Origin of the sequence: Burkholderia sp. BCC0097 (assembly GCF_902832985.1) — a bacterium.
In the GTDB taxonomy this organism is placed as follows: Bacteria; Pseudomonadota; Gammaproteobacteria; order Burkholderiales; family Burkholderiaceae; genus Burkholderia; species Burkholderia orbicola.
This window is the reverse complement of sequence record NZ_CADFDM010000001.1, coordinates 808,103-834,322: the sequence shown is the minus strand read 5'-3', so window position 1 is coordinate 834,322 and position 26,220 is coordinate 808,103. Positions and strand designations below refer to the sequence as shown.

The following is a 26,220-nucleotide window of genomic DNA, read 5'->3' as shown; positions in this document are numbered from 1 at the left end:
ATCTCCTGGATCTCTTTCCGGGTTGGGCCGGTCAGGCAAGCGCTTGGGTCGTGTCTGCCAAGGCTTCCGTATCCACTGCCCGGCCCTGGTTCATCCACTTGCGCGCGAGCTTCAACTCACGCGCGTTGTTCACGGCGATGACACCTCTCACATGCCCGTCGCCGACAAAAAACAGCGTCGCACGACGCGCGGCGAGATCGCCGCGCACGACGAGCTGCGCATCGGCCGGCAGATCACCGAGGATCTGCAGGTTCACGTCGTACTGATCGGACCAGAACCACGGAATCTCCGCGTACGGCGCACGCACGCCGAGCACGGCCTTCGCCGCCGCGATCGCCTGGTTCTGCGCGTTGGCCCACGATTCGAGCCGCACGCGCCGCTTCAGCCAGCCGTTGTGATGGTTCGCGACGTCGCCGCACGCGAAGATCGCCGGGTCGCTCGTCGCGCCGTATTCGTCGACGACGATGCCGTCGTCGACCGCGAGCCCCGCGTCGCTCGCGAGCGATGCATTGAGCGCGAGGCCGATGCCGGCCACCGCGAAATCGGCGTCGATCGTCGTGCCGTCGGCGAGCGTCGCGCGTACCTTCGACGCATCGTCGGGCTGCGCGTCGAGCGACGCGAGCGCCGCGCCCGTCCGCACGTCGACACCGTTCGAGCGATGCAGATCGAGCAGGAAGTCCGACACGATCTGCGGCACCGAGCGGCCGCACAGACGCGGCGCACCTTCGACGACCACCGCTTCGACGCCGAGCTTGCGCGCGGTCGCCGCGACTTCGAGGCCGATCCAGCCGCCGCCGATCACGAGCACGCGCCGGCTCGCGCGCAGCTTCTCGCCGAGCGCGGCCGCTTCGTCGAGCGTGCGCAGGTAATGCAAGTTAGACGTCTTGACGAGCGCCTCGGGCAGGCGGCGCGACGTGCCGCCGGTCGCGATCACGAGCCGGTCGTATTCGATCTCGCGGCCGCTTTCGGTTGTCACCACGCGGCGGGCGCGATCGATCGACGCCGCGCGTTCCGGCTGCCATGCCTCGACGTTCAGCGCGTCGAATTCATCGGGACGCACGACGCGCACCGTTTCAATGTCCGCGTCACCGGCCAGCACGGCCTTCGACAGCGGCGGGCGCTCGTACGGCAGGTGCGGCTCGTCGGCGATCATCACGAGACGGCCCGCGAAGCCTTCGGCGCGCAGCGTCTTCAGCACCCAGCCGGCCGCCTGGCCGCCGCCGATCACGACGACGGTGCCCGACGCGGGCTGCTCCTGTGTGTTTGCTTCGCTCACGATTTGCGCTCCGTCATGAACTTGCCTTCCGGCGCCTTCGCGTTCTTCTGCCGGCGCGTGTTGCCGTCGAGGCCGCCGTCGACCGCCCATTCGGCGAACACGGTCGGGCCCGGTTCGAATTCGCGCGGCTGCCATTCGGGCGTCAGCACGTCTTCGTCCGCGTAGTACTCGATCAGCGCGCCGGCCGGATTCTGGAAGTACCAGAAGTACGCGGACGACACCGGATGACGCCCCGGGCCGAGCTGCGTTTCCCAGCCGCAGCGGTCGATGTGCATGCCGCCGCCGAACACTTCGTGGATGTCGCGCACGGTGAACGCGACGTGGTTCAGGCCGCGTTTGGCCGTAGGCAGCGCGAGCAGGAACAGGTCGTGATGGCCGCCGTGCGGCGCGCAGCGCATGAACGCGCCGCGGCCCGGATAACGGTCCGACGTCTCGAAGCCGAGCAGATCGTGATAGAACTTTTCCTGCGCGTCGAGGCAGTTCGTGAAGAACACCACGTGCCCGACTTCGACCGGCTCCGCGCGCGCATAGATCGGGCTCGGCTGGTCGACGCGCAGCGTCTGGCCCCACACGTTCGACGGCGAGCCCGTGACGTCGAGTGCGCGCTTGCGCGTCACTTCGATACGGATCGCCATCCCGTTCGGGTCGATACAGCCGAGCGCATCGTCCTGCGCGTAATAGCCGGGCTGGCCGGCCAGCTTCGTGCGCAGTTCATCGAGTTCGCGCGGCGTCGCGACGCCCCATGTGACTTCACGCAGCGTCGGGCCTGCCTCGAACGCGGGCGGCAGCGACGGATCGTCGGCTTTCACGACGAGCACGGTGCAGCCGTTCAACGTCTCGAAACGCGCACGCGTGTCGTCGTGCGCGACTTCCTTCAAGCCCCAGTCGGCGAAAAAGCGCCGGCAGGTGGCCAGATCGTCGACACCGTACGTGATCTGCTCGATTCCCAAGATGCTCATTGCGTCATTCCCCTTCGCTCAGTTCGCCCACGGCAGCGGCGCGTCGTTCAAGCCCCAGTAGAGGCTCTTCTGCTGCATGTATTCGCGGATGCCGAGACGCCCTTTCTCGCGCCCCATCCCGCTCTCCTTCCAGCCCGAGAACGGCGTGGAGATCGAAAACAGCTTGTACGTGTTGATCCAGACGGTGCCCGTTTCCAGCGCCCGCGCGATGCGCCATGCGCGCTTGTAGTCGCGCGTCCAGATGCCGGCCGCGAGGCCGAACACGCTGTCGTTCGCCTGCGCGATCAGCGACGCTTCGTCGTCGAACGGCATCGCCACCAGCACCGGCCCGAAGATTTCTTCCTGACAGATGCGCGCGCTGTTCGGCAAGCCTTCGAGAATCGTCGGCTCATAGAAGAAGCCGTGCTCGCGCCCGTCGCCCGCTGGCCGCTCGCCGCCGCACAGCAGCCGGCCGCCCTCTTCCAGCCCGAGCGCGACGTAGCGTTCCACCGATTCGCGATGCTTCGCGGTGATCAGCGGGCCCATCTGCGTGTCGGGCCGCGTGGGGTCGCCCACGCGCAGCTTGCGTGCGCCGGCCACCAGGCGCTGCATGAAAGCGTCGTACACCGCGCGCTGCACGAACAGCCTCGAACCGGCGATGCACGCTTCGCCCGACGAGCTGAAGATGCCGTACAGCACGCCGTTGACCGCGTGATCGAGATCCGCGTCGTCGCACACGATCGTCGGCGACTTGCCGCCGAGTTCGAGCGACACCGGCATCAGCTTCTCGGCCGCGATGCGCGCGATGCCGCGGCCCACTTCGGTGCCGCCGGTGAACGACACCTTCTTCACGAGCGGATGACGCACGAGCACGTCGCCGATCACCGAACCCTTGCCCGGCAGCACGCTCAGCACGCCCTTCGGCACGCCGGCTTCCTCGCAGATGCGCGCCAGCGCGAGCGACACGAGCGGCGTGACTTCGGCCGGCTTGAGCACCACCGCGTTGCCGCCGGCCAGCGCCGGCGCGAGTTTCTGTGCGTCGGATGCGATCGGCGAATTCCACGGCGTGATCGCCGCGATCACGCCGATCGGCTCGTACACGCTCATCGTCAGGTAGTCGCCGCGCGACGGCGTCAACTCTTCATCGAGCGTTTCGAGGCAAGCCGCGAAGTAGCGGAACGTGTTCGCGGCGCTGGCCACCAGCACGCGCGTCTCGCCGATCGGCTTGCCGTTGTCGCGGCGCTGCAGGTTCGCGAGCGCTTCGTGGCGCTGCATGATCAGGTCGGCGATGCGGTACAGCACCTGCGCGCGCTGGTGCGGCTTGAGCCCGGCCCAATCGGCGCGACGCCATGCGGCGTCGGCCGCCACGACGGCATCGGCCGCGTCTTCCGCGTTCGCCGTCGACACTTCCATGTTCACCGACTGGTCGGCCGGATAGATGCTCGTGTAAGGCGCGCCACGGCCGCGCCGCCACTCGCCGCCGATCAGGAGGTTGCCGTCGGGTACGAGGCGCGTATCGAAAGGAGTCATGTCACAAGTCCCACAAATCTGTCTCTGCGCATCCGCCCTCGCCATGGCGCGGACGGATGCTCGATGGTCCGGTCAGATCACGCAGCAGGCCGCGCGGTTGCGCAGCGCGCGAATCGCGCTGTACGCGGTCAATGCGGACGTCTTCGGGTTGTCGGGCAGCGGCTTGCCGCTCATTTCCAGCGACATCTCGCCGAATGCGCCGCGCGCGGTGATGCGGTGCACGTTGCGCTCGACGGCCGGATCGGCGATCAGGCGCACGTGCGTCGCGTCGAGGCCGAGGCCCGCGAGCGCCACCGTCGCCGCGACGTTCGCGTTCTTCGGATACAGCCGCGCGGCGTCGCGCGCGGTGCCTTCGAAGATCACCTTTTCCTCGGTCAGCGCGCGCAGGTCGCACAATTCCTCGGCCGGCGTGCCGAGCCAGCCGAGCGGCGGCTTGCGGCCGACGTACCGCACTTCGTCGAGGCCGCCCTCCTTCGCGGACGCCAGCGCGTCGATGCCGCCGATCGCGCCGGACAGCAGCGTCACCGTCGTGCCGCCTTCGTCGGCGGCCCGCGACAGCACGTCGAGCAGCGCGAGATCGGACAGCGCGCCGATCGACGCGACCGCGCAGTCGGTGCCGGCTTTCAGCAGCGGCACGACGTGATCGACGAGCGCGCCGTGGCCCGCGCATTCGAGCGCGAACTCGGGACGGCGAGCCAGCGCGTCGACCGACGACACGACCTCCACCGCGCCGCCGAGCTCGCGCTGCACCGCCGCGCGCTGGTGTTCCGGCACGATCACGTGCGCGACGCGCAACGACGCATCGTGCTCGACCGCGCGGTACACGGCCGCGCCGATCGCGCCGAAGCCGATCATCGCGACGTCGACGGGGGCGCGCGCCCGCTTTTGCCCGTTACGCATACTGGCGCTCCGTCGGCTCGTCCTTCTTCACCGGCGGCCCCGCGAAGTTCGACGCGAACGAGCCGACCGACAGCATGTCGACCTCGACCATCACCGGCCCTTCCTTCGCAATCCCTTCGCGCACGATCGCTTCGGCCTGGTCGAGCGACGTGATCCGGTAGTGCGTGAGGCCGAAGCTCGCGCAGAACTGCGCGAAATCGGGCTGGTGCAATTGCACGAAGCAGCGGCGGCCGCCGTAATGCGCGTCCTGGATGTTGCGGATCACGCCGTAGCACTGGTCGTTCATCAGCACGATCATCACGTTCGCGTTTTCCTGCACGGCCGTGACGAGCTCGCCGACGTTGACCATCAGGCCGCCGTCGCCGACCAGGCAGACCGTCTTCGCCGCCGCGCCCGCGAGCGCCGCGCCGATGCCCATCTGGATGCCCTGGCCGATGCCGCCGCCGAGCGCATGCACGCCCGAGCGCGGCTCGAAGATCTTCAGCAGGCGGTTGCCCCACGTGCTGTTCGAGATCGTCACGTCGCGCACCCAGTTGTAGTCGCGGCCCACCGCGCCCTGCAGCGTGTCGACGAGCTTCTTGTACGGCCCGAGGCCCTTCGCCACGTCGGCCACGGCCTCCTCGCGGGCTGCCGCCAGATCGGCCGCGAATTGCGGATCGACCGACAGGCGGCCTTCGAGGCGGTCGGCCAGCTCGGCCAGCACGCGCTTCGAATCGCCGTGCACGAACAGCTCGTTGCGATAGCCGCGGTTGTCGGCAAGCGCATCGGCATCGACGCGGAACAGCGGCTGCGGCAGCGCGAGCTTGTACTTCAGCGTTTCGTTGCCGCGCAGCCGCGAGCCGACCACGACGAGCGCGTCGCAGGTCTTGTAGAACGCTTCGACGGACGCATGCACGTTGAACGCGCCGAGTGTCGCCGGATGATCTTCCGGCAGCACCCCGCGGCCCTGCACGCTCGTCACGACGCCGAAGCCGAGCTTCACGAGGCGTTCGACTTCCTCGCGTGCATGGCGCGCGCCGCCGCCGAGCCACAGCAGCGGGCGGCGCTTGGCCGCGAGCGCGTCGGCGAGCTTCGCGACGCGGGCGCTGTCGTGCTCGCGCACCGCGACGTGCGCCGGCGCGAGGTCTTCCGGCCATTCGATTTCGGCCGCCTGGATGTCGATCGGAATCTCGACGGACACGGGGCCCGTCGGCGCCGTCTGCGCGATGCGCACGGCTTCGCGGATCGTCGGCAGCACGGTTTCGACGGTGCGCACGCGGAACGCGGCCTTCGAGATCGAGTCGAGCATCGACAACTGGTCGGGCGCTTCGTGGATGTACGCGAGATCCCGGTCGAGATACGGCGTCTCGATCTGCCCGGTGACGTGCAGCAGCGCGGTGCCGGCCGTCAGCGCCTCGACCATCGCGCCGGCCGCATTGCCGGCCGCCGTGCCCGTGCTCGTGAACGCGACGCCCAGGCCGCCCGACACGCGGGCCAGCCCGTCGGCCATGTTCAGCGCACCCGCTTCCCCGCGCGCACCGACATACCGGATGTTGCCGCGCGAGTTGATCGCGTCGAGGATCGGCATGTTGTGGATCGAGATGACACCGAAGGCGGTCTTCACGCCGCACTGCTCGAGAAAGGCGGCAATCAGCTCGCCAACCGTGGTTTTTTTAGACATGGCGTGCAAAGCCTCCAGAAACGTCGATATGGCTGCCCGTCGTGTAGGACGACAGATGCGTTGCGAGATAAAAGAGTGCCCAGGCGGCCTCGTCAGGCTTGCCGAAGCGATTCAGCGGAATGTGCTTCTTGCGGGCGAGCGCGCCCGTCCAGTCCTCCCAGCTTTCACCGGGCTGCGCCTGCGTGTCGTAGCGGCGGCGCCACTGCCCCGACTCGACGATGCCGATCAGGATCGAGTTCACGCGGATGCGCTGCGGCGCGAGTTCGGTCGCGAGCGACTTCACGAGGCTCAGCACGCCCGCGCGCGCCGACGAGGTCGCGACCATGTGCGGCTCCGGCTGCAGCGCGAGCAGCGAGTTCACGCAGGTGATCGTCGGCGCGGCCGCATCGCGCAGCAGCGGCAGGAATGCGCGCGTCGGGCGGATGATGCTGAAGTACTTCAATTCGAGTTCTTCGCGCCAGGCATCGTCGGTCGTGTCGGCGAAGGTCGATACGCGGCCCTGGCCGGCGTTGTTGACCAGCATGTCGGCACGGCCGAAACGTGCGGACACCGCTTGCGCGAATGCGGTCACATCGGCTTCGTCGAGCACGTCGCAGCGCGCGGCCAGCAGCTGTACGCCCGCGTACTTGTCGCGCAGCATCGCTTCGGCGCGTGCGAGGCGGTCGCCGTCGCGGCCGCATATGGCGACCGACGCGCCGGCCTGCAGGAACCGCTCGGCCGTCGCGAGGCCGATGCCGGACGAGCCGCCCGTCACCACCGCCACTTGCCCGGTCAGATCGATCTGGATCATCGGAGTCCTAAAGCTTTGAGAAACGTGTGCTCGTCATCCGAGCGGTAATTGAGCCGCCGCGACAATTCCGCCGCCGCGCGCTGCACCTTGTCGATCAGCCCGTCCGCGATCAGCGCCGCGTCGATCTCCGGACGCGGCACCGTCACCGTGATGCACGCGACGATCTTCTGCGTCTCGTTGCGCACCGGCGCCGTGACGACCGAGATCCCGCGCTCGAACGACGAATTGCTGACACCGTAGCCGCGCAGCGCATCCTCGCGGATCACGTCGTACAGCGCGTCGACCGTTTCCGGCGTCGCGCTCGTCATCCGGTTCAGCGCGCCTTCCGGATACAGCGCATGCAGCTCCTTCAGCGACAGGTCGCCCATCAGCACGTGGCCGTGCGTCGTCGCATGCGCGGGCAACCGAGTGCCGACGTTCACGCGGATCGAGCTGAACACCGGTGACTGACTCTGCGCCTTTGCGACGAACACCACGTCGCGGCCGTCGCGAATCACGATGTGCGTCGTGAAGCCGGTCGCGTCGCGCAGGCTCTCGATCACCGGCAGGCCGAGATCGGTCAGCTCCAGCGAGCTCAGGTATTCGAAGCCGAGCCGCAGCACGGCGATGCCGAGCTTGTAGTTGCGATCCTTGTCCGCACGCTCGAGAAAACCGAGCGATTCGAGCGTCTGCAGCAGACGGAACACCGTCGTGCGCGGAATGCCGAGCCGTTTCGACAGTTCGGGCGCGCCGAGCACGGGCTCGCGCGGCGAGAATTCGGCGAGAATCCGCAGCCCGCGTTCGAGGCCCGGTACGACATAGCTGGCTTCGGCCTTCGCGTTGTCGGATTCGTTTTGTTGCAGCGGTTCGCTCATGCCAGCCCCCGCTGTGGGTCGCACTGACGACAGAACGTATCGATCAGCGCGGAATAAACGGCCGGCGCTTCCACGTAGCCGGCATGCCCCGCCTGCGGAATCACCTGCAGCCCGACGTGCGCGGCCGCGGCGATCCGCTCGCACGCGGCGGGCGGCGTGATCGCGTCGTTCGCGCCGACGGCCACGGCCGTGCGGCCGCGAAAGCCGGCGAGATCGGCCGCGAGATCGGCGTTCGCGAGCAGATGCGTGGCCTGCGCGTAGCCGGCCGGCACGACGCGCGCCATGTTCCAGCGCACCCATGCCTTTGCCTCCTCGTTCGCGAAACCGGACAGCATGTTGCCGCTGCGCTGCTCGGCGAGCCCGGCCGGGCCGAGTTCCGCGAGCATCGCGAGCCGCGCGTCGCGGCGCGATTCGCGCGTGTCGGCTGGCGCGCTGCCGTAGCCGCCGGCGGGCGAAATCAGCAGCAGCCCGGCGATCCGCGCGGGCATCACGCGGACGAGACCGCCCGCGATGATCGCGCCGAGCGAATGACCGACCAGCACGCAGCGTTCGATGCCGAGTGCCTCGAGCCACGCGTTCAGCGATGCCGCGTAATCGGCGGCGGCCGGCGACGCGCCGTGCACGGGCGTCGACACGCCGTAACCGGGCGCATCCCACGCAAGCACGCGCCGCGATGCGCTCAGCGTGTCGAGCTGGCAGACCCACGATGCGGCGCCCGAGCCGATCCCGTGCAGCAGCACGACGGGCAGCGCGCGACCCGCATGCTGCGCGCCGGCCTTGCCTGCGCCCGCCTCGCGGTAGCCGATCGTGCCCGCCGCGCCGGCCGCGCAACGCTGCTCGGGAAACTGCCCGAGCAGCGCGGCGAACGCCGCGGTGCGGTCGAGTTCACGCTTGTCGATGACACTCATTGCTTCACCCGCCCCGTCTCAACGCTTGATCTTCGCGAGCGGCGAATCGGGCGGATACGTCGGCGTGATCGGCTTCGACGAACCGAGCATCACGCACATCAGCGCATCTTCCTCGCCGATGTTGATTTCCGTGCGATACACGCCCGGCGGCACCGAGATCAGGTCGCGCTCGCCGAGGATCGCTTCCCACGTCTCGCCGTCGCGCTCGCAGATCACCTTCATCTTGCCGCGCAGCACGAAGAAGATTTCCTCGACGTCGATATGGATGTGGCTCGGGCCGATGTTGCCGGCCGGGATGACCATCGTCGAGAACGTGAAGTTGCCTGCCGGCACCGTGTTGACGTCCTTCGCGACGCCCGTGCCGCCCGTGCCGACATAGCGCATCTGCGCGCGGCGGTACTTCGGGTCGTAGTCGGCCTGGAACTTCAGCGCGTCCCAGTCGTAGCGCCGCGTTTCGTAGCGCGCAACGCGCCCTTCCATCCAGTCGTTGAAGCTTGCGCCTTCCGGCTGGTCCCACGACTTGCGTTCGAGATCGGCGTCCGCCATCGTCCTCTCCTTCATTCCGAGTGAAAACTTCAAATCAGTTCATTACGAAGCCGCCGTTCACCGGCAGCAGTTGGCCCGTCACGAAGCGCGCGCCATCCGACAGCAGGAACAGCACGGGGCCCGTCACGTCCTCAGGCAGTTGTGTGCGCGTCAATGCGCGGCCCTGCAGGTAGAACGCGTGACGCTCGGCCGGTACGTACGCGGTCGCCTCGACTTCGGTCAGCCCCGGCGCGATCGCGTTGACCGTCACGCCATGCGCGCCGAACTCGCGTGCCAGCGCATGCGTCATCGCGATCACCGCGCCCTTGCTGGCGACGTACGCGAGCAGCTTCGGCGCGCCCCACAACGCGGTGTCCGACGCGAGGTTCACGATCGCGCCGCGACCCGACCGCGCGAGGTGCGGCAGCGCCGCATTGCTGACGAGCCACACGCCGCGCACATTCACGTTCATCACGGCGTCCCACGTCGACACGTCGAGCTCCGTCGACAATTTGCCGCCCGAGTTCGTGATCGCCGCGTTGTTGATCAGCGCGTCGAGGCCGCCGAGCGCCGCCGCGCCCTGCGCGACGAAGGCATCGATGCTCGCCGGGTCGGCCAGGTCGAGTGCGAAGAAATGCGCGGTGTGGCCGGCTTGCGTGAGCCGCGCGGCCAGCGCGCGGCCCTCTTCCGCCAGCACGTCGCCGAACGCGACTTGCGCGCCCGCTTCGACCAGCGCCGTCACGAACGCGGCGCCGAGGCCGCGCGCACCGCCCGTGACGAGCACGCGACGGCCGGGCAGCGCGATGACCGGAGCGAACTCAGCCATTCGCGGGCTCCGCGGCGGCGTGCGCCGCACGATGCGCGTCGAGCGCGGACAGATGCTCCTGCGCACGCTGGCGCAGCATCCGGCGCACGCGCGTGATGCCGACGTCGTGCTGGTACAGGTATTCGTGATCGCGTGCATGCGGCGCGAGGCTTTCGAGGACGTAGCGGTCCTGCTCGAGCACGTCCCAGTGCAGCCCTTCGAGGCGGTTGCGGTACATGAAGCGCCACACGTCGCGCTGCCAGCCGCCGACCTTGCGGGTACGCCAGAAATAGACCTGGCAGTGGTCGCCGTCGACCGGCGTCGCGAAGCCGATGATCCCGAAGTTGCCGCCCGGGCCGAACTTCTGCTTGTACGGAATCGCGAGGCGCATCCACAGGCAGCCCGTTTCGCCGAGCTCGACCCAGTCGAAGTTCACGTCGCGCTGGCCGATCTTCTCGAACATCAGGCCCGTGTCCGTCTTGCGCACGCGCATGTCGGCCTGCTTGTCGCCTTCGGCCATCGAATGCGACGTCGCGTGCAGATAGGCGCCGTGCATCGGGTCCATCACGTTGTCGATCGCGTACTGGTAATTGCACTTCCAGTTCGACACGCACAGGAAGTGCGCGTACTCGTCGGCGACCAGTTCTTCCGGCAGGTTCAGCGGCGCCGGCTCTCCGTGCGCTTCGTCGCCGAACCACAGGAAGATCGCGCCGGCCTTCTCTTCGACCGGATACGACTTCACGCACTTCGTGCCTTCGAGCGGACAGTTCGACACCGCCGGCACGCGGTTGACCGTGCCGCCGCCGTCGACTTCGATGCCGTGATACCAGCACGCGATGTTGCCGCCGAGGTTCCAGCCGAGCGACAGGCGCGCGCCGCGGTGCGGGCAGCGATCTTCCAGCGCGTGGACTTTTCCTTCGTGATCGCGCCACAGCACGATCTGCTCGGACAGGCGCGTGAGGCCGACGGGCGCGTTCGACACCTGCCAGCTTGGCGCGACGGGATACCAGTAGTTCTTGATGCCGCGGTCGAGATAGTCGCGGACCGGGTCGTGTTGGGTTTCGTGTTGATCGGGGGACGTCATCAGTGTGCTCCGGATGCGGTTGTCGGGGCGGCGCTCAGGCGCGCGGCGCGGTCGGTGCGTTCATTCCGCCAGCGAGGCCATTTCGGCGCGGAAACGCTCAGGCGTCCAAACCGTGCCGTCCGGCGCACGAAAGCCGATGCGGTTCAGGCCCGCGACGACCTCGTCCAGTTCGGTCGCGCCGCTCTCGAACACGCGTTCGAGCGCATCGCCGAGGTCGTTCTCGTACTGGGTCGGTGCGGCCTTGCGGTTCTGCCAGATCTGGTTCTCGACCTGGCCGGGGATCTCGATCTGCCCCTTGCCCGCGACGTTGTTCGGCTGCGGCGCCACCCACGGCTTCAGGAAGGGATTGAAGTTGACGGTCGCTTCTTTCATGTCATTCCACCTTGATCTGGATTTCTTCACCGGCGAGGCGCACCGCGTACTGCTTCAGCGCACGTCCGCCCGGCCCCTTCAGGCATGCGCCCGTCTTGATGTCGAACACGGCCTCGTGCAGCGGGCATTCGACCGTGCCTTCGTCGACGAACCCCTGCGTCAGCAGCGCGTACGCATGCGGGCATACGTTCTCGAGCGCATACACGTCGTCGCCGACGCGGTAGATCCCGATTTCCACGCCGTCGGTCCGCTTGAACTCGATCGGCGTGTCTTCCGACAGCGCGCCGGCGTGACCGGCGCAAATCCATTGTTCAGACATCTCACACCCTTCCTTCTGATCGACTCTCGGTTTGTTCCGATTTGTTCCATATTCGGAACGTCAGTTTATGGATGGTGATTATAGAAGCGACTTTCTGCGATCAAAATAAAAAGCTGCATGTCCTAGGGAAAACACCGACACCTCGCTCGACCGCCCCCTCCGCCTACCCTGCCGAATGTAATTTTTTGTTATTCGACGGGGATTTATCGGCTTTTTCAAGACATCACGCAGGATTGCCGGGCGTCTGCCCGGCGCTCATCCGTCCCGAAAAATTTATTTTTGATCGGGCGCACGCCGCCACTATACTCCATTCCATTAAAGGCACATTGTTCCTTATATGGAACACAAGAATGCCCACTCGGCGATGAACATGCGCGACGGCCGGCCGTCCCCGCGCAGGCCGTCACAACATGTATTCATCAGGTTGGAGAGTCAGGAGATCAAATGGTCAAGCATGCGGTAGCAGCAGCAGTCATCGGGATGGGCGCCGCGTCGGGCGCGTGGGCGCAGAGCAGCGTGGTGCTGTACGGCAGCCTGGATGCGGGCGTCGCGTACGTGAACAACGTCGGCGGCCACGCGAAGTGGGCGATGATCCAGGGCAATACGCAGCCCGACCGGTGGGGCCTGAAGGGCAAGGAAGATCTCGGCAACGGACTGTCGGCGATCTTCCAGCTGGAAAACGGCTTCTATACGAACAACGGGCAGTTCGCGACGGCGAACACGATCTGGAACCGCGCGGCGTTCGTCGGCCTCAGTGCCGAGCGCTACGGCACGCTGACGCTCGGCCGCCAGACGCCGCTGACGTTCGACTATCTCGATCCGCTCAGTACCGCGTATCTCGCGCTGAGCTGGTACGCGTTCCATCCGGGCAACATCGACGGGCTCGCCGCGACCGGCAACGTGCCGTACAACAATTCGATCAAGTACCGTTCGCCGACCTTCGCGGGTTTCTCGGCCGCGGCGACGCTCGCGCTCGGCAACACGACGAACTTCTCGACCGGCAAATCGGTCGGCGTCGCGCTGAACTATGCGAACGGGCCGTTCAAGGCGTCGGCCGTCTACTCGAACGAGCACGACCGCTCGATCCTGATCAGCCAGACGGGCATCACGTCGTTCCAGGGGCAAAACACCGCGAACGGTTATCTCGCCAGCAAGGTCGAGAACATCGGCGCAGGCGCGTCGTACCAGATCGGCGACTTCCTCGTACACGGCCTCTACACGCGCGTGAAGATGCAGTCGAACGGGTTTTCCGACACGTTCCAGAGCTACGACGCGGGCGTGAATTACCGCAGCAGCGCGTTCAACACGATCGCGGGCGGCGCGGCGACCACGACGCTGGCCGGCCGCCGCTGGACGCAGGTCGAACTCGGCGACATCTACGCGTTGTCGAAGCGCACGCAGTTGTATGCGAACGTGCTCTATGAACACGGTTCGGGCGGCGCGAAGGCCGCGTTCTTCACGGCCGGCGTGTCGAGCACCGCGAACCAGGTGATCGTGCTGACCGGCATTCATCACTCGTTCTGAGCGAACTCAGGCGCCGCGCCGGCGGTGCCCGAAAACGACAAGAGCGGCCCGCGGGCCGCTCTCTTCGTCTGCAATACCGCGCGCCGCGGCCGGCTCGATGCGCGAACGTCAGAACATCGCGACCTTGTGGCGCGCATGCGCGAACGTCGGGTCGCTTTCGAGCGGACGATAGTTCAGCCGTTGCGACAGGTCGACCGCCGCGCCGCACACGGCTTCGACGAGCCGCTCCTTCTCGCCGGCCTCGCCGATCTCCGAGCGCGGCACCGTCGCGGTGATCGCCGCGACGATCGAGCCCGAATGATCGCGCACGGGCGCCGTCACCGCGGAAATGCCGCTCTCGAACGCCGCCTCGCTGACCGCGTAGCCGAGCCGCGCGTAATGACGCACGCGCTCGTACAGCTCGTCGACGGTACCGGGCGTGCGCTCGGTGAACTGTTCGAGTTTCTTCTCCGGATAGAGCTGTCGCAGCGCATCGCGCGTCAGGTCGCCCATCAGCACGTGGCCGTGCACGGTCGCATGCGCGGGCAAGCGCGTGCCGACGTGCACCTTCACCGAACCGAACATCGACGCATTGCTTTGCGCCTTCGCGACGAACACCACGTCGCGCTGGTCGCGGATCAGGAGGTGCGTCGACAGGCCGGTCGAATCGCGCAGCCGTTCGAGCACGGGCGTACCGAGATCGGTCAGTTCGAGCGAATTCAGGTATTCGAAGCCGAGCCGCAGCACACCGACGCCGAGCCGGAAATAGCGGTCGCCGTTCACGCGTTCGAGAAAACCGAGCGCCTCGAGCGTCTGCAGCAGGCGGAACGTGGTCGTGCGCGGAATGCCGATGCGCTTGGACAGCTCGGGTGCGCCGAGCACGGGCTCGCGCGCGGAGAATTCGGCGAGGATCCGCAGCCCGCGTTCGAGCCCCGGCACCAGATAGGACGAAGCGCCGCCGCCCGACGACTCGTCGTCGCCAGGCGCCGCCGGCTCAGGTGCATCGCTCATCGTTGTCTTGACCATGTGGACATGGACGGAAGGAAATCAGTCACGAAACAGGTCATGGATCGCCGTGGAGATTCAGTCATGCTACCTCAGTGCGCGCGTGGGCTCGCACCGCTGCGCGGCGCCGCGATGCAGCACGCGCATCCACGCACCATGACGCGCCATTCAAGGTCGAGAGGATAGCAGCGTTGGACAGCGCGACGCCATGCGGAAATCGCCGGACGGCGGGAAGGCGGCCGCGCGACGCTGGCACGCGGCACGCGGTCGGGCAACGATGGCCGAAGCGTGAGCTTCGACGCCAGGCAGCCTACAGACGCGACAGATAGACGCGAATGGTCGTGCGGTCGTACGTAAAGCCGCCGGCCGGGTCCGGCTGCAGCACGCGTGCCAGATCGACCGGATGCAGCCATCCGGCGCCCAGCAGGCCGCCGTTGATCCCGCGAATCCGGGTGCCGCCGACGGCGATCGCGGCGTGAAAGACATTGGTGCCGCGCGCGAAGCCGACCGCGGTGCCCGCCGGAATGCTCGCGCGCCCGTCCCACTGATTGCCGGTCTCGAAGTTGAAGCGCGTCTTCCACAGCTGGCCGATCGTGTCGAGCAGCGTACCGGGCGCAATGATCGCATCTGCGCGCAGCAGATACCGGACATACGCCGCGGCGTCGTAGCAGACGCCGCCGGACACGTACTCGTCGATGTTCGCCATCCCGAACATCAGCGCCTGCGCGTGTTTTTGCCGTTCGGCGATGCCGGATTGGGCGACATGCCCGCCTAACTGGGTCAGTTGCACGGATAGCTCCTTTCAGGAATGCGGGACGTCATCGTCCCGCCGATGCGATAACGTAATATCTTATTACGATATGGCTCGGCATCTTCCAGGCGCGCTTCCGCCATACGGGGCTCGCACTTGCTCGGGAGGTCGCAAACCCGCGCGCAGGCTTCCGCTACGCGTGTCGGAGCCGGCGCGATGCTTCAGCATCGAACCGCACGGACGATTGGCGTGGCAAAACGGCCAGCGAAAAACCAGAAATGAGAAACAGTCGGGAAAGCACCGTCCGGCAACGGACGGCACGGAGGAAGACGATCCTCGGGCGGAGTCGCCGCGGCGGCGTCAGGCCGTCACGGCGTGGTCATATTCGGCGCGGGCAAGCTGGCCGGCGGCGTATGCCTCGGCTTCGCCGCGAAAGCCTTCGCGGCTGAACGCCACGACTTTCACGCCGACGCCGGTCGCCCGCTTCACCGTCAGCGCCCATTGCCATCCGCCGTCTTGCTCGAAGACGTGTAGCGAGGGTTCGAAGGAAGGGTCGAGTACGGTCACGCGTTGTGCTCCTGCCCCGTCGCGCGCTGCATCGGCTACGCATGGAGGCATGTCCAAAGGGTCGCGTCGGCCTGCCGACGCGTTTGTGCCATTCCTCAGTGTAGTCAATAATTGTTGCGACGCACCATCAGAGGTTTCACTCACCTATCGGAACCGGGGGGTCGATCGAATCTACCTGAAAGCCTTGCGGGACAAGCCTGAGCGCCCGGCCGGACAACGCGGCACCGGATTCGTGCGGCAACGTGCCGCACAGGCGACCGATTGCTTGCATTGGCCTTTCGTGAATCCCCGAAACGGGGCGCGATCTATCCGGCCGCCATCGACACGCGTCGAAAGGTCAGGTTGACGCGTTCGCCCTGCACGCCCGGCGCCTTCGGCACGCGGTGCTGCCATTCGACCTGCGTGCGCCCGCGCATCACGAGCAGGCTGCCATGCACGAGGCGGTACGCATGCGTGACGCCGGTCGCGCGATGGCGAAGATCGAACACGCGCATCGCGCCGAGACTCACCGACGCGATCACCGGCGCGTCGCCGAGTTCGGGTTCGTTGTCCGCGTGCCAGCCGAGGCTGTCCAGCCCGTTGCGATAGCGATTGAGCAGCACGCTGTTGAAACCCACGCCGCACGTCGCCTCGACCGCGTGCTTCAGCCCGAGCACGGCCGGAGTCCAGGGTTCGGGCACGTTGCGGATCCCCGAGTACACGTACACGGCATCGGGCTCGCCCTGCCACGCGGTGAGCCGCGGCAACGGAATGCGCCCGCGCGGCGTGCGGATCGTGTCCTGTCGCCACGCGACCTCGTCGATCAGCGCGGCCAGCGCGTGGTCCGCGGCGGGTGGCGCAAGCCAGTCCGGGTACCAGTCCACGTCGGGCGCGGGCGTATCAGCAAAGAGATCGGGCGTCGACATGTCGGCAGGAACGGGCAAGGAACGGAACAAACGAGGCATGTCTGCATACTAGCCAACGGCGCCGCGCCCCGCCATGCGCTGTCATTCCCCGCTGAAAGAAAGCCGCCGAGAAAACCGCCGTGCACCGCGATACGCGTTCATATTGCGTCACGGCCGCCTCCCTGCCATCCGTTAGCCGCGCGTCAGCCGGATCAGCGTGATCTCGGACGGCACGCCGAAGCGGTTCGGCGGCCCCCAGTAGCCGGTACCGCGGCTCGTATACAGCCACATGTCGCCGAAGCGGTTCAGTCCGCCGACCACCGGCTGCTGCAACCGCACGAACGGCGGCCACGGCAGGAACTGGCCGCCATGCGTGTGCCCCGACAACTGCACGGTAAAGCCCGCGCGGTTCGCCGCTTCCGCGCTGCGCGGCTGGTGCGCGAGCAGGATCTTCGTGCCGACGTCGCGCGGCGCACCGGCCAGCGCCTGCGCGGGGTCGCTGCGATGCGCGGGATCGAAGCCGCCCGCCGTGAAGTCGGTCACGCCCGCGAGCACCGCGCGTGCGCCGCCGCGCTCGATCAACACGTGCTCGTTCAGCAGTACCGTCAGCCCGATACGACGAAACTCGTCGATCCATGCATGCGCACCCGCGTAGTACTCGTGGTTGCCCGTCACGAGGAACGTGCCGTGCCGCGAGCGCATTTGGCCGAGCGGCGCGGTGTGTTCGCGCAGGCGCTTGACGGAACCGTCCACCACATCGCCCGTCACGACCACCAGGTCGGCGTCGAGCGCATTGACCGCGCGCACGATCCGTTCGATGTAGGGCCGCTTGATCGTCGGCCCGACGTGGATATCGGACAGTTGCACGATCGTCAGCCCGTCGAGTGCGGCCGGCAGCTCGGCGACCGGAATCGACACGCGCTTGACCGCCGCCGTACGGCGCGCGCCGACGAACCCGATCGCGGTCACGAGCACCGCGGCCACCAGCACGCCGAGCGCCGTGTCGGGCGCGGCGCCGGGCCATGCGCCGTCATGGCCGAGATGCCGCCACACGAGCACGCCGAGCAGCACGAAGTCGCGCAGGAGCGTCAGCACCAGCAGCGACGAGAAGAAGCCCATCACGAGCGCGCCGGCCCAGCCGACCAGCGTGGCCGCCCAGCCTTCGTCGAAGCGGCGCGAGAACATGCCGACCGGAATCAAGACGACGAAACTCGCCAGCACGAGCGCCGCGATCGTACGCGCGAGCGGCGACGCGAACGCATCGGGAATGATCCGCATCCCGACGTACAGATGGAACAGCACGCCGATTGCAATGAACCGGACAAAGAAACTTCGCATGAAACGTTCACCTTCGTTACACGACCGCCTCCGCGGCTCGCGGCGCACGGGCCGTGATGCCCCGGTGCCGCGCGTCGCGCCCTACGCACGATGGTACACAGATCCCGGCCGCGACGACGGGTCGCCGCCGACGGTGCAGCGCCGCGCGGCTTCGCGCGATAATCGGCCATCCTCCCGCCGCCACGTCCATGCGCTTCGATATCGTCGACCTCAAACTTTTCACGCACGTCGCGGAAGCGAACAGCCTGACACGCGGCGCCGAACGCGCGCATCTGTCGGTGCCGGCCGCCAGCACCCGCATCAAGCACCTCGAGGAGCAGGTCGGCGTGAAGCTGCTGAGCCGCACGAGCCAGGGCGTCACGCTGACCGCGCCGGGGCGACACGCTGCTCGCGCATGCGCGCCGCGTGCTGCGCCAGCTCGAGCAACTGACCGGCGACCTGCAGGAATATGCGTCGGGCGTGAAAGGCCACGTGCGCGTGTTCGCGAACACCACGGCGATGAGCGAGTTCCTGCCGGGCGTACTGCGTCACTATCTCGTCAACCATCCGGACGTGACGATCGACATGCAGGAGCGGCTGAGCCCCGACATCGTGCGCGCGGTGCAGGACGGCATGATCGACATCGGCATCGTCGCCGGCGACGTGTGCACCGACGGGCTGCAGGCGATGCCGTACCGGCGCGACCGTCTCGTGCTCGCGACCGCGCTCGGTCACCCGCTCGCCAGCCTGGCGTCGATGCCGTTCGTCGCGACGCTCGACCACGACTTCATCGGCCTGCCCGAGGCGAGTGCGATCCATACCTTCCTGAAGCGCGCGGCCGCCGACGTGCAGCGCACGCTGCGCTGGCGCATCCAGGTCAGCAACTTCGAAACCGCATGCCGGATGATCGAGGCGAACGTCGGCGTCGGCGTGCTGCCCGAAGGCACCGCGCGCCGCCATGCGAGGACGATGGCGCTGCGCCTCGTCGCGCTCGAGGACGACTGGGCCGAGCGCCAGTTGCAGATCTGCGTCGCCGATCTGGATGCGTTGCCGCGCTTCGCGCGCGATCTCGTCGGCCTGCTCGTCGAGGATGCGCGCGGTCAGGCGGACTGACCGGATTCGCATGCGTTCGAGCGGCAATCGACGGTTTGCGCGCCGATTGCCGCTGCGTCGGCCGGGCAAATTCCACTGCGCGCTTTCCGTCTGACGATCCTTGACAGTCCGTTAGCAACCCTACGCGAGCGGGTGCTGGCAGACTCGCGGCGGCCCGATCATCGCTGCCGACACGCACTGCCGGACCGTCCGGCATGAGCGACGGCGCGGCCCCGGCCAGCCACGACCCGTGCCGTAAACGCATGCCGGATCGCTGGCGATCCGCATCGGGCTGATTTATGATCGGCTCCGTATCCCGGAATCGTCGTCGCGGCCCGCCCGGTCGCGACGATTCGCATTGCGCCGCGCCCGGCATCCCACCCCAACGTCGAGCTCGTCACACCATGAGAAAAACAACGCCGCGCGTGCCCTTGCGCGTCGCCGCCGTGCTGGCGCCAGCCCTGCCGCTCACGGGCTGCGCATCGCGCGGCGCACCGTCCTACGTGCTGTTCGGCGCGTACTTCCCGCTGTGGCTCGTCAGCGCGATCGTCGGCGTCGTCGGCGCAATCATCGCGCATCGCGTGTTCGTCGCGACCGGCTGGGCCGCGACGGTGCCCTACCAGCTCGCCGTCTGCACCGCGATCGGGCTCGTGGTCGCCGTGATCGTCTGGCTCACCGGCACGGGGCCGTTCGCATGAAGGCCGCCGGCATCGCCCGCCCCTCCGTCAAAGGCCGCGTGATCGCGCTCGCGATCGTCGCGCTCGGCATCGCGGCGCTTGCGTACGCGTACCACCGCACGACGGCCTACCCGTCCACCGACGACGCGTCGATCGACGCGGACGTCGTGCACGTCGCGTCGCCGGTCGGCGGTCGCATCGTGCAGCTCGCCGTGCATGAAAACCAGCGCGTTGCGAAAGGCGACCTGCTGTACGTGATCGATCCCGTGCCGTACCGGCTGACCGTCGCGCAGGCGCAGGCCGACCTCGAACTCGCGCGCGCGTCGCTCGACACGCGCCGCCGCTCGCTGATCGGCGAGCGCTCGAATGCGTCGGTCGCCGCCGAGCAGGTCAAGCGCGCGACGCAGAACTACGAGCTCGCGACGCGCGACGTGAACCGGCTCGCGCCGCTCGCCGCGCAGGGCTACGTCAGCGCACAACAGTTCGACCAGGCGAAGGTGCGCCAGCGCGACGCGTCCGTGTCGCTCGCGCAGGCGCAGGAGCAACAGCGCGCGTCCGCGCAGACGATCGGCGACGACGCCGACGCGATCGCGACGCTGCATGCGCGCGAAGCCGCGCTGGCCCGCGCGCAGCATGCGCTCGACGATACGGTCGTGCGCGCGCCGCACAACGGGCTCGTGACGGGCCTGAGCGTGCTGCCCGGCGAAACCCTCGCGCCGAACCAGTCGATCTTCACGCTGATCGACGCGAGCGAATGGTTCGCGGTGGGCAATTTCCGCGAGACGTCGCTCAATCGCATCGCGGTCGGCGACTGCGCGACCGTCTACTCGATGATCGACCGCGACCGCCCGCTCACGGGCAAGGTCGTCGGCATCGGCGCCGGCATCGCGGACAGCGATCGCATCAACCTGCCGCGCTCGCTGCCGATCGTGCAGCGCTCGGTGAACTGGGTGCACGTCGCGCAGCGCTTCCCCGTGCGCGTGAAGCTCGACGAACCCGACGGCAAGCTCGTGCGTGTCGGCGCAAGCGCGATCGTCGAGGTCCGGCATGGCTCAGCCTGCCGCTGACGTTCGCGCGCCGGGCCCGCGCGAAGTCCTGCGGCTGCTCGCGCCGTTTCCGGGGCGCGCGGCGATCGCCGTGCGCGTCGCGCTGATCTGCGCGCTGACCGCGTTCGTGACGGCCGCGTACGGCACGCCCGAAGCCGCATTGTCCGCGTACGTCGTGTTCTTCATGATCCGCGCGGACCGCGTGACGAGCGTCGTGCTCGCGGCCGCGCTGCTGCTGATCGTCACGATCGTGATCGGGCTCGTGCTCGGCATCGCGATCTTCAGCATCGACTATTCGATCCTGCGGGTCGCGTGCATGGCCGTGCTGTCGGTCGCCCTCCTGTACCTGACTTCCGCGAGCAAGCTGCGCCCGGTGGGCGCGATCCTCGCGATGATCGTCGGCTTCGGGCTCGACCAGCTCGGCCTCGCACCGTTCGGCGAAGCCGCCACCCGCGCGCTGCTGTACATCTGGTTGACGATCGCGATCCCCGTCGGCGTGGCCATCGTCGTCAACCTGCTGATCGCGCCGTCACCGCGCAAGCTCGCGCACGCGCAGCTCGCGAAGCGGCTGCGGCTCGCCGCACGGCGACTGCGCGGCGACGACGACGCCCGCGCCGCGTTCGACGCGAGCCTGCGCGAAGGCGACAAGCAGCTCCTCACGTGGCTCAAGCTGTCGAAGCTCGAAGGCTCGTCGAGCGCCGCCGACTTCGCGGCGCTGCGGCAGGCCGTCGCGTCGAGCACCGCGCTGATGGTCGGCGTCGCGCTGGCCGATCGCGAGCCGGACGCGCGGCTGCCCGATGCGTTCGCCACGCCCATCGCCGCGACGCTCGACGACATGGCCGCCATTCTGGAGCGCGGCGGCTACCCGGTCGACGTGACGCTCGCGCTGCCGCCCGTCGACGCGCTGCCGCCACTCGCGCGCATCGCCGCGACCGATCTCCAGGCAGCGATCACGCATTTCGCGGAGCCGGGCGCGACGGCGCCGACGGCCGATGCAACGGCGGTGGCTTCGGCCGACGCAACGCCCGCCGCCGCTGCAGCCACGCCCGAAGCACCCGTCGCCGCGCCGGCACCGGTGCCACGCGGCGGCTTCTTCCTGCCCGACGCACGCACCAATCCCGACCACATCCGCTATGCGCTGAAGACGACCGCCGCGGCGATCTTCTGCTACCTGCTGTACTCGCAGCTCGACTGGTCGGGCATTCATACCTGCGTCGTCACCTGCTACATCGTGTCGCTCGGCTCGACGGCCGAAACGGTCGAAAAGCTCACGCTGCGGATCTTCGGCTGCATCATCGGCGCATTGCTCGGCACCGCCGCGCTCGTGTTCGTCGTGCCGGCGCTGTCGTCGGTCGGCCACCTGATGGCGCTGGTGTTCGCCGGCGCGTGGCTGTCCGCGTGGATCGCGTTCGGCTCGCCGCGCATCGCGTATGCGGGCTTCCAGGTCGCGTTCGCGTTTTTCCTGTGCGTGATCCAGGGCGCCGGCCCCGGCTTCGACCTGACGATCGCGCGCGACCGCACGATCGGCATCCTGCTCGGCAACGTCGTCGTGTATCTGGTGTTCACGCGCATCTGGCCGGTCAGCATCGGCAAGCAGATCGACGTCGCGTTCGCCGCGCTGCTCGACCAGTGGCGACGCATCGCGCAGATCGCGCAGCCGGCCGAACGGCGCGCATTGGCCGCCGAAGCGTTCGCCCGCCACGGCGCGATCTCGCAGGAGCTCGGCCTGGTCCATTACGAGCCGTCGTGGGTGCGGCCGGCCGCGACGTGGCTCGCCACCCGGCGGCGCGCGCTCGCGGAACTCGGCGCGATCGAAGGCCCGCTGTTCCTGCTCGCCGAACGCAGGCCGGGAGACGCGGCAATCGGCGCGCAACTCTCGCGCGTCACTGAACGGGGCGACGACGAAACAACACCCCGCACGCCCGCTCCGACGCCACCATCGAGCGCCGCCCGCACCGACCCCGCGCGCGATGCGCTGCTGAACCTGATCGACACGCGGCTCGCGCAGATCGCCGACGCCGCCCGTCAAGCCACACCGAAGGAGCCTGCCCCTCATGCGCCTACCTGAACCGCCGGCCGCCGCGATCGTCGCCACCGTGCTCGCGACCGCCGTCGCGCTGACAGGCTGCGCGACGTCGTCGATCGATCTGGCGCCGGAGGCGTCCGACCGCCCGTGGCAGCCGCAAACGTCCGCCGCGGGCGACATCGTGGCGGCGCCGCCGCGCGCATCCGCGCAAGGTGCGCATGACTACACGCTGCCTGCCTCGCCGGCACTCGCGTCGGTGTCGCCGCCGGCCGCGCTCGACGCCGCGCATGCGTACACGCTGCCCGAGCTGATCGATCTCGCCGAATCGGCCAATCCGCTGACCCGCATCGCATGGAACGACGCGCGCAACGCAGCGCTCGCGGTGGGCCTCGCCAAGTCCGCCTATCTCCCGCGCCTGTCGGCGACGGCGATGGGTGCGTACCAGGCGAACCACGGCTCGACGTCGACGATCCTCGGCGATTCATCCAGCAACACCACCGCGCACGGCACGATTTCGGCGCTGTCGCTGCAATGGCTGCTGTTCGATTTCGGCGGCCGCGCGGCGCGCGTCGAAGCGGCCGAACAGGCATCGATCGCGTCGAACGTCGCGTTCACGGCCGTGCACCAGCAGGTGATTCACGACGTCACGGTCTCGTACTACCGCTACGAAGCCGCCCGCTCGCGCGCGCTCAGCGCGCAACAGGGGCTCACGAACGCGGATGCGATCCTCGCGGCGTCCCGCGCACGGCTCAAGCACGGCGTCGGCACGGTCGTCGAGCTCGCGCAGGCGACGCAGAACCGCGCGCAGGCGAACCTCGCGCTCGTGCAGGCGAACGGCGCCGAGAGCGACAGTTACCTCGCCCTCGTCTCCGCGCTGGGCATCTCGCCGCTGTCAAAGCCGACCATCGCCGCGCTGCCGAAGCGGCCGCTGCCGCCCGCGCTCGGTTCGTCGGTCGACGCGATCGTGTCGGACGCGATCGCGCGCCGCCCCGACCTGCAGGGCGCGTTCGCGGTCGAAAAAGCCAACCGCGCGAAGATCAAGGCGGCTCAAGCCGCGTTCATGCCGAAGATCTTCCTGTCCGCGTCGACGTCGTATGCGAGCGGCGGCACGTCCATTTCCGCGCTGCCGGCGATCGGCGACCAGGCGCCGACCGTCAACCTGAACGGCAGCCGCTACGGCGGCGGCGTGTTCCTCGGCGTGACGATCCCGCTGTACGACGGCGGCCTGCGCTCGGCCGTGCTGATGCAGGCACGCAACGACGCGGAAAGCGCATCCGCGCGCCTCACGCGGACCAAGGAGGAAGCGGTGCGCCAAGTCGTCGCCGCGCAGAACGCGGTGCAGACGAGCCTCGCGTCGCACGACGCCGCGAAGGCGCTCGTCGATGCCGCGCAAACGAGCTACGACGCGGCGCTGATCGCGTACCGGAACGGCGTCGGCTCGGTCACCGACGCGACGATCGCGCAAAGCCAGTTGCTCGCCGCGCGCAACGCGGAGGTCGACAGCTATGCCGGCGCATTGTCGGCCGCCGCCGCGCTCGCGCTCGCGACCGGGACGATCGGCTCGGCGCAGTAGCGCCGGCCGCAAGGCGGTTGACGCAGGCGCGCGCCGCCCACTAGAATGCCGCCCATTCTTCCTTCAGGAACCATCGTGGACAGTTGCAGCACTCCGTTGCGTGCGCCGCTTGCCGCCTGAACGCCTGTCCGCCGCAGTTCTCCTGCCCCGGCTCGCGTTCCGCGAGCCGCACGCTCACCCGTTTCACACTGAATGACGCATTCGCGCGGTACAGTACCGCGCGATGACGGCTAGCGCCGCGTCGCCTTCGGCCTTGCGCCGCGGCGGCGCGTGCCGGCATGCGCTTCTTGCACGGCAGGACAACCATGACTTTCGATTTCGCACTTCGCCTTTTCACCGCGTTCGCCTGCGGCGTCGCCATCGGCCTCGAGCGCCAGATGCGCCAGCGCACGGCCGGCCTGCGCACCATCACGCTCGTCGCGAGCGGCGCGTGCCTGTTCGTCACGCTCGGCGTGCTGACCGGCAACGGCGTCGCGGGCGTCACGCAGATCGCCGCGTATGTCGTGTCGGGTGTCGGCTTTCTCGGCGGCGGCGTGATCATGCGCGACAAGGGCTCGATCCAGGGCATCAACACGGCCGCGACGCTGTGGTGCTCGGCCGCCGTCGGCGTACTGGCCGGCTCCGGCCACTACGTGCCCGCGCTCGCCGGTACCGGCGTCGTGCTGCTCACCAATACGGTGCTGCGCGGCGTCAGCCAGGCCATCAACGCGACGCCCGTCTCCAATGCCGATCTCGTGCGCGAATACCAGATCACCGTGATCTGCCTTGCCGCCGACGAAGTGCACATCCGCACGCTGCTGTCGAACGCGATGTATGCGAAGCCGCTGTCGTTCCAGAGCCTCACGAGCGAGGACGTGCCCGACCAGCCGGACCGGCTGAAGGTCACCGCGACGTTGAAGCTGCATCCGAAGGATCAGCAGAAGCTCGAGCAGATCGCGAGCCGGATGAGCATGGAGAAAAGCATTTCCAGCGTGAGCTGGACCGCGAAGGAAGCGGAGCCGATGATGGAGTGAGCCGCGTGGCGGCCGCCGCCTCCGGCGCCGCCGTCGCGTCAAGGTGTTTCGATGAGCCCCGCCGAGATCGCCTTGACGACCGCCTGCACCTTGTTGGTCGCGCCGAGCTTCTCGAGGATGTTGTTCACGTGGAAGTTGACCGTCCGCTCCGAGATGCTGAGGATCTGGCCGATTTCGCACGCGGTCTTGCCCTCGGCCGTCCAGCACAGCACCTCGCGCTCGCGCGCGGTCAGCGTGACGCCCGCCGCCGGCGACAGCTTCGGCACCATGAAGCGGCTCATCAGCGAATGCGACAGGTTCGCGAGCCAGTTGGTCTGCAGCGTCAGCATGTTGATCTCGGCCGGCGTCAGCCGGTCGGCATGGCGGGCGATGCTCAGCAGGCCGAACGCGCCGCGCGCCGCCCAGCTCGATTGCGCGACGCCCACCGACAGCCCGAAATCGCGCGCGTCCTGCCACAGCGGGCACGGGTCGATCCGGTCGACGTCCGGCCAGACGATCATGTTGGTGCTGAGCGCGCCGTCGCGAACCGTCGAGTCGATCTCGATGTAGTTCTGCGCCTGATAGTGCGCCATCCAGCCGTCCGGATAGGTATTGAAGATCGCGACCGCGGGCTTCGAAACGGGCAGCGGTACGCGAATGCCGTAACAGCAGTATTCGAATCCGAGCCGCTTGGAATAGGCGGCGATCCGCTGGAAGAGCTGCTGCTCGTCTTCCGCGGCGCTGAATTGTTGGTAGGCATCCTGCCAGCGCAGTTCCATTCGTTCTCCGACAACGTCACGCTGTCATACTTGTCAGGTTCCAGCAC

25 protein-coding genes and 1 pseudogene are annotated in these 26,220 nt (G+C 68.1%); 7 read left to right on the top strand and 19 right to left on the bottom strand.

Annotation, left to right across the window (positions count from 1 at the left end):
- Window positions 1–31: 31 nt before the first annotated feature.
- The 13 genes from HWX07_RS03695 to HWX07_RS03635 all read right to left on the bottom strand — a co-directional run bounded on the left by HWX07_RS03695 (window position 32) and on the right by HWX07_RS03635 (window position 11,961).
- Window positions 32–1,276 carry an FAD-dependent oxidoreductase gene (locus tag HWX07_RS03695; RefSeq protein ID WP_175875214.1) on the bottom strand — a complete coding sequence of 415 codons (1,245 nt, stop codon included), beginning with the start codon at window positions 1,274–1,276 and terminating at the stop codon, window positions 32–34.
- Entirely contained in the window at window positions 1,273–2,235 is a 963-nt protein-coding gene (locus tag HWX07_RS03690; RefSeq protein ID WP_175875213.1) for a VOC family protein, read from the bottom strand. Before HWX07_RS03690 ends, HWX07_RS03695 begins: the two co-directional genes overlap by 4 nt.
- 18 nt (window positions 2,236–2,253) lie before the next feature.
- Window positions 2,254–3,744: an aldehyde dehydrogenase gene (locus HWX07_RS03685; RefSeq protein ID WP_175875212.1), complete on the bottom strand. Its 1,491-nt coding sequence runs from the start codon at window positions 3,742–3,744 to the stop codon at window positions 2,254–2,256.
- Window positions 3,745–3,816: 72 nt separating this feature from the next.
- Window positions 3,817–4,644: an aspartate dehydrogenase gene (locus HWX07_RS03680; protein WP_175875211.1), complete on the bottom strand. Its 828-nt coding sequence runs from the start codon at window positions 4,642–4,644 to the stop codon at window positions 3,817–3,819.
- Complete coding sequence (locus HWX07_RS03675) at window positions 4,637–6,304, bottom strand: thiamine pyrophosphate-binding protein (RefSeq protein ID WP_175875210.1); 1,668 nt, start codon at window positions 6,302–6,304, stop codon at window positions 4,637–4,639. Before HWX07_RS03675 ends, HWX07_RS03680 begins: the two co-directional genes overlap by 8 nt.
- The gene (locus HWX07_RS03670; RefSeq protein WP_175875209.1) at window positions 6,297–7,094 is read right to left on the bottom strand and encodes an SDR family oxidoreductase; all 798 of its coding nucleotides are present in this window, start codon (window positions 7,092–7,094) and stop codon (window positions 6,297–6,299) included. Before HWX07_RS03670 ends, HWX07_RS03675 begins: the two co-directional genes overlap by 8 nt.
- On the bottom strand, window positions 7,091–7,948 hold the full coding sequence (locus tag HWX07_RS03665; RefSeq protein WP_011547426.1) for an IclR family transcriptional regulator: 858 nt from the start codon (window positions 7,946–7,948) through the stop codon (window positions 7,091–7,093). Before HWX07_RS03665 ends, HWX07_RS03670 begins: the two co-directional genes overlap by 4 nt.
- On the bottom strand, window positions 7,945–8,856 hold the full coding sequence (locus HWX07_RS03660; RefSeq protein ID WP_175875208.1) for an alpha/beta hydrolase: 912 nt from the start codon (window positions 8,854–8,856) through the stop codon (window positions 7,945–7,947). Before HWX07_RS03660 ends, HWX07_RS03665 begins: the two co-directional genes overlap by 4 nt.
- 18 nt (window positions 8,857–8,874) lie before the next feature.
- Complete coding sequence (locus tag HWX07_RS03655) at window positions 8,875–9,402, bottom strand: cupin domain-containing protein (RefSeq protein WP_011547424.1); 528 nt, start codon at window positions 9,400–9,402, stop codon at window positions 8,875–8,877.
- A gap of 34 nt (window positions 9,403–9,436) precedes the next feature.
- Window positions 9,437–10,207 (bottom strand): SDR family oxidoreductase, encoded by a 771-nt coding sequence (locus tag HWX07_RS03650; protein ID WP_175875207.1) that lies wholly within the window; start codon window positions 10,205–10,207, stop codon window positions 9,437–9,439.
- A complete protein-coding gene (locus HWX07_RS03645) occupies window positions 10,200–11,270 on the bottom strand; it encodes an aromatic ring-hydroxylating dioxygenase subunit alpha (RefSeq protein ID WP_175875206.1) in 1,071 nt (356 codons plus the stop codon). Before HWX07_RS03645 ends, HWX07_RS03650 begins: the two co-directional genes overlap by 8 nt.
- Window positions 11,271–11,330: 60 nt before the next feature.
- A complete protein-coding gene (locus tag HWX07_RS03640; RefSeq protein ID WP_175875205.1) occupies window positions 11,331–11,642 on the bottom strand; it encodes a recombinase-like helix-turn-helix domain-containing protein in 312 nt (103 codons plus the stop codon).
- Window position 11,643: 1 nt separating this feature from the next.
- Window positions 11,644–11,961: a non-heme iron oxygenase ferredoxin subunit gene (locus tag HWX07_RS03635; protein WP_006478721.1), complete on the bottom strand. Its 318-nt coding sequence runs from the start codon at window positions 11,959–11,961 to the stop codon at window positions 11,644–11,646.
- A 444-nt stretch (window positions 11,962–12,405) separates the two neighbouring features.
- Between HWX07_RS03635 and HWX07_RS03630 the strand changes: the two genes are divergently transcribed.
- Window positions 12,406–13,485, top strand: a complete 1,080-nt coding sequence (locus HWX07_RS03630) for a porin (protein WP_175875204.1) — start codon at window positions 12,406–12,408, stop codon at window positions 13,483–13,485.
- Window positions 13,486–13,593: 108 nt separating this feature from the next.
- Here HWX07_RS03630 and HWX07_RS03625 read toward each other — a convergent pair whose 3' ends face one another.
- The 5 genes from HWX07_RS03625 to HWX07_RS03605 all read right to left on the bottom strand — a co-directional run bounded on the left by HWX07_RS03625 (window position 13,594) and on the right by HWX07_RS03605 (window position 18,009).
- The gene (locus tag HWX07_RS03625) at window positions 13,594–14,490 is read right to left on the bottom strand and encodes an IclR family transcriptional regulator (protein WP_011547419.1); all 897 of its coding nucleotides are present in this window, start codon (window positions 14,488–14,490) and stop codon (window positions 13,594–13,596) included.
- Between the two features lie 289 nt (window positions 14,491–14,779).
- Window positions 14,780–15,259: a type 6 secretion system effector deamidase TecA gene (gene tecA, locus HWX07_RS03620; RefSeq protein WP_175875203.1), complete on the bottom strand. Its 480-nt coding sequence runs from the start codon at window positions 15,257–15,259 to the stop codon at window positions 14,780–14,782.
- A gap of 321 nt (window positions 15,260–15,580) precedes the next feature.
- Window positions 15,581–15,787 carry a hypothetical protein gene (locus tag HWX07_RS03615; protein WP_006478718.1) on the bottom strand — a complete coding sequence of 69 codons (207 nt, stop codon included), beginning with the start codon at window positions 15,785–15,787 and terminating at the stop codon, window positions 15,581–15,583.
- A 305-nt stretch (window positions 15,788–16,092) separates the two neighbouring features.
- Window positions 16,093–16,692, bottom strand: a complete 600-nt coding sequence (locus HWX07_RS03610; protein ID WP_175875202.1) for an alpha-ketoglutarate-dependent dioxygenase AlkB — start codon at window positions 16,690–16,692, stop codon at window positions 16,093–16,095.
- A gap of 171 nt (window positions 16,693–16,863) precedes the next feature.
- Window positions 16,864–18,009, bottom strand: a complete 1,146-nt coding sequence (locus HWX07_RS03605) for a metallophosphoesterase (RefSeq protein ID WP_175875201.1) — start codon at window positions 18,007–18,009, stop codon at window positions 16,864–16,866.
- 188 nt (window positions 18,010–18,197) lie between these two features.
- Here HWX07_RS03605 and HWX07_RS03600 point away from each other — a divergent pair.
- The 6 genes and pseudogenes from HWX07_RS03600 (at window position 18,198) to HWX07_RS03575 (ending at window position 25,415) form a co-directional block, all read left to right on the top strand.
- Window positions 18,198–19,101: pseudogene (locus HWX07_RS03600) on the top strand (LysR substrate-binding domain-containing protein).
- Between the two features lie 383 nt (window positions 19,102–19,484).
- Window positions 19,485–19,778, top strand: a complete 294-nt coding sequence (locus tag HWX07_RS03595; RefSeq protein ID WP_175875200.1) for a hypothetical protein — start codon at window positions 19,485–19,487, stop codon at window positions 19,776–19,778.
- Complete coding sequence (mdtN, locus tag HWX07_RS03590) at window positions 19,775–20,824, top strand: multidrug transporter subunit MdtN (RefSeq protein WP_175769609.1); 1,050 nt, start codon at window positions 19,775–19,777, stop codon at window positions 20,822–20,824. Before HWX07_RS03595 ends, mdtN begins: the two co-directional genes overlap by 4 nt.
- On the top strand, window positions 20,805–22,871 hold the full coding sequence (locus HWX07_RS03585; protein ID WP_175875199.1) for an FUSC family protein: 2,067 nt from the start codon (window positions 20,805–20,807) through the stop codon (window positions 22,869–22,871). The genes mdtN and HWX07_RS03585 overlap by 20 nt, the downstream gene beginning before the upstream one ends.
- Window positions 22,858–24,402: a TolC family protein gene (locus tag HWX07_RS03580; RefSeq protein ID WP_175875198.1), complete on the top strand. Its 1,545-nt coding sequence runs from the start codon at window positions 22,858–22,860 to the stop codon at window positions 24,400–24,402. Before HWX07_RS03585 ends, HWX07_RS03580 begins: the two co-directional genes overlap by 14 nt.
- 305 nt (window positions 24,403–24,707) lie before the next feature.
- Window positions 24,708–25,415 (top strand): MgtC/SapB family protein, encoded by a 708-nt coding sequence (locus HWX07_RS03575; RefSeq protein ID WP_006483946.1) that lies wholly within the window; start codon window positions 24,708–24,710, stop codon window positions 25,413–25,415.
- A gap of 38 nt (window positions 25,416–25,453) precedes the next feature.
- On the opposite strand, the gene HWX07_RS03570 is transcribed toward HWX07_RS03575, so the two are convergent.
- The gene (locus HWX07_RS03570; protein WP_011547409.1) at window positions 25,454–26,173 is read right to left on the bottom strand and encodes an autoinducer binding domain-containing protein; all 720 of its coding nucleotides are present in this window, start codon (window positions 26,171–26,173) and stop codon (window positions 25,454–25,456) included.
- Window positions 26,174–26,220 lie beyond the last annotated feature (47 nt).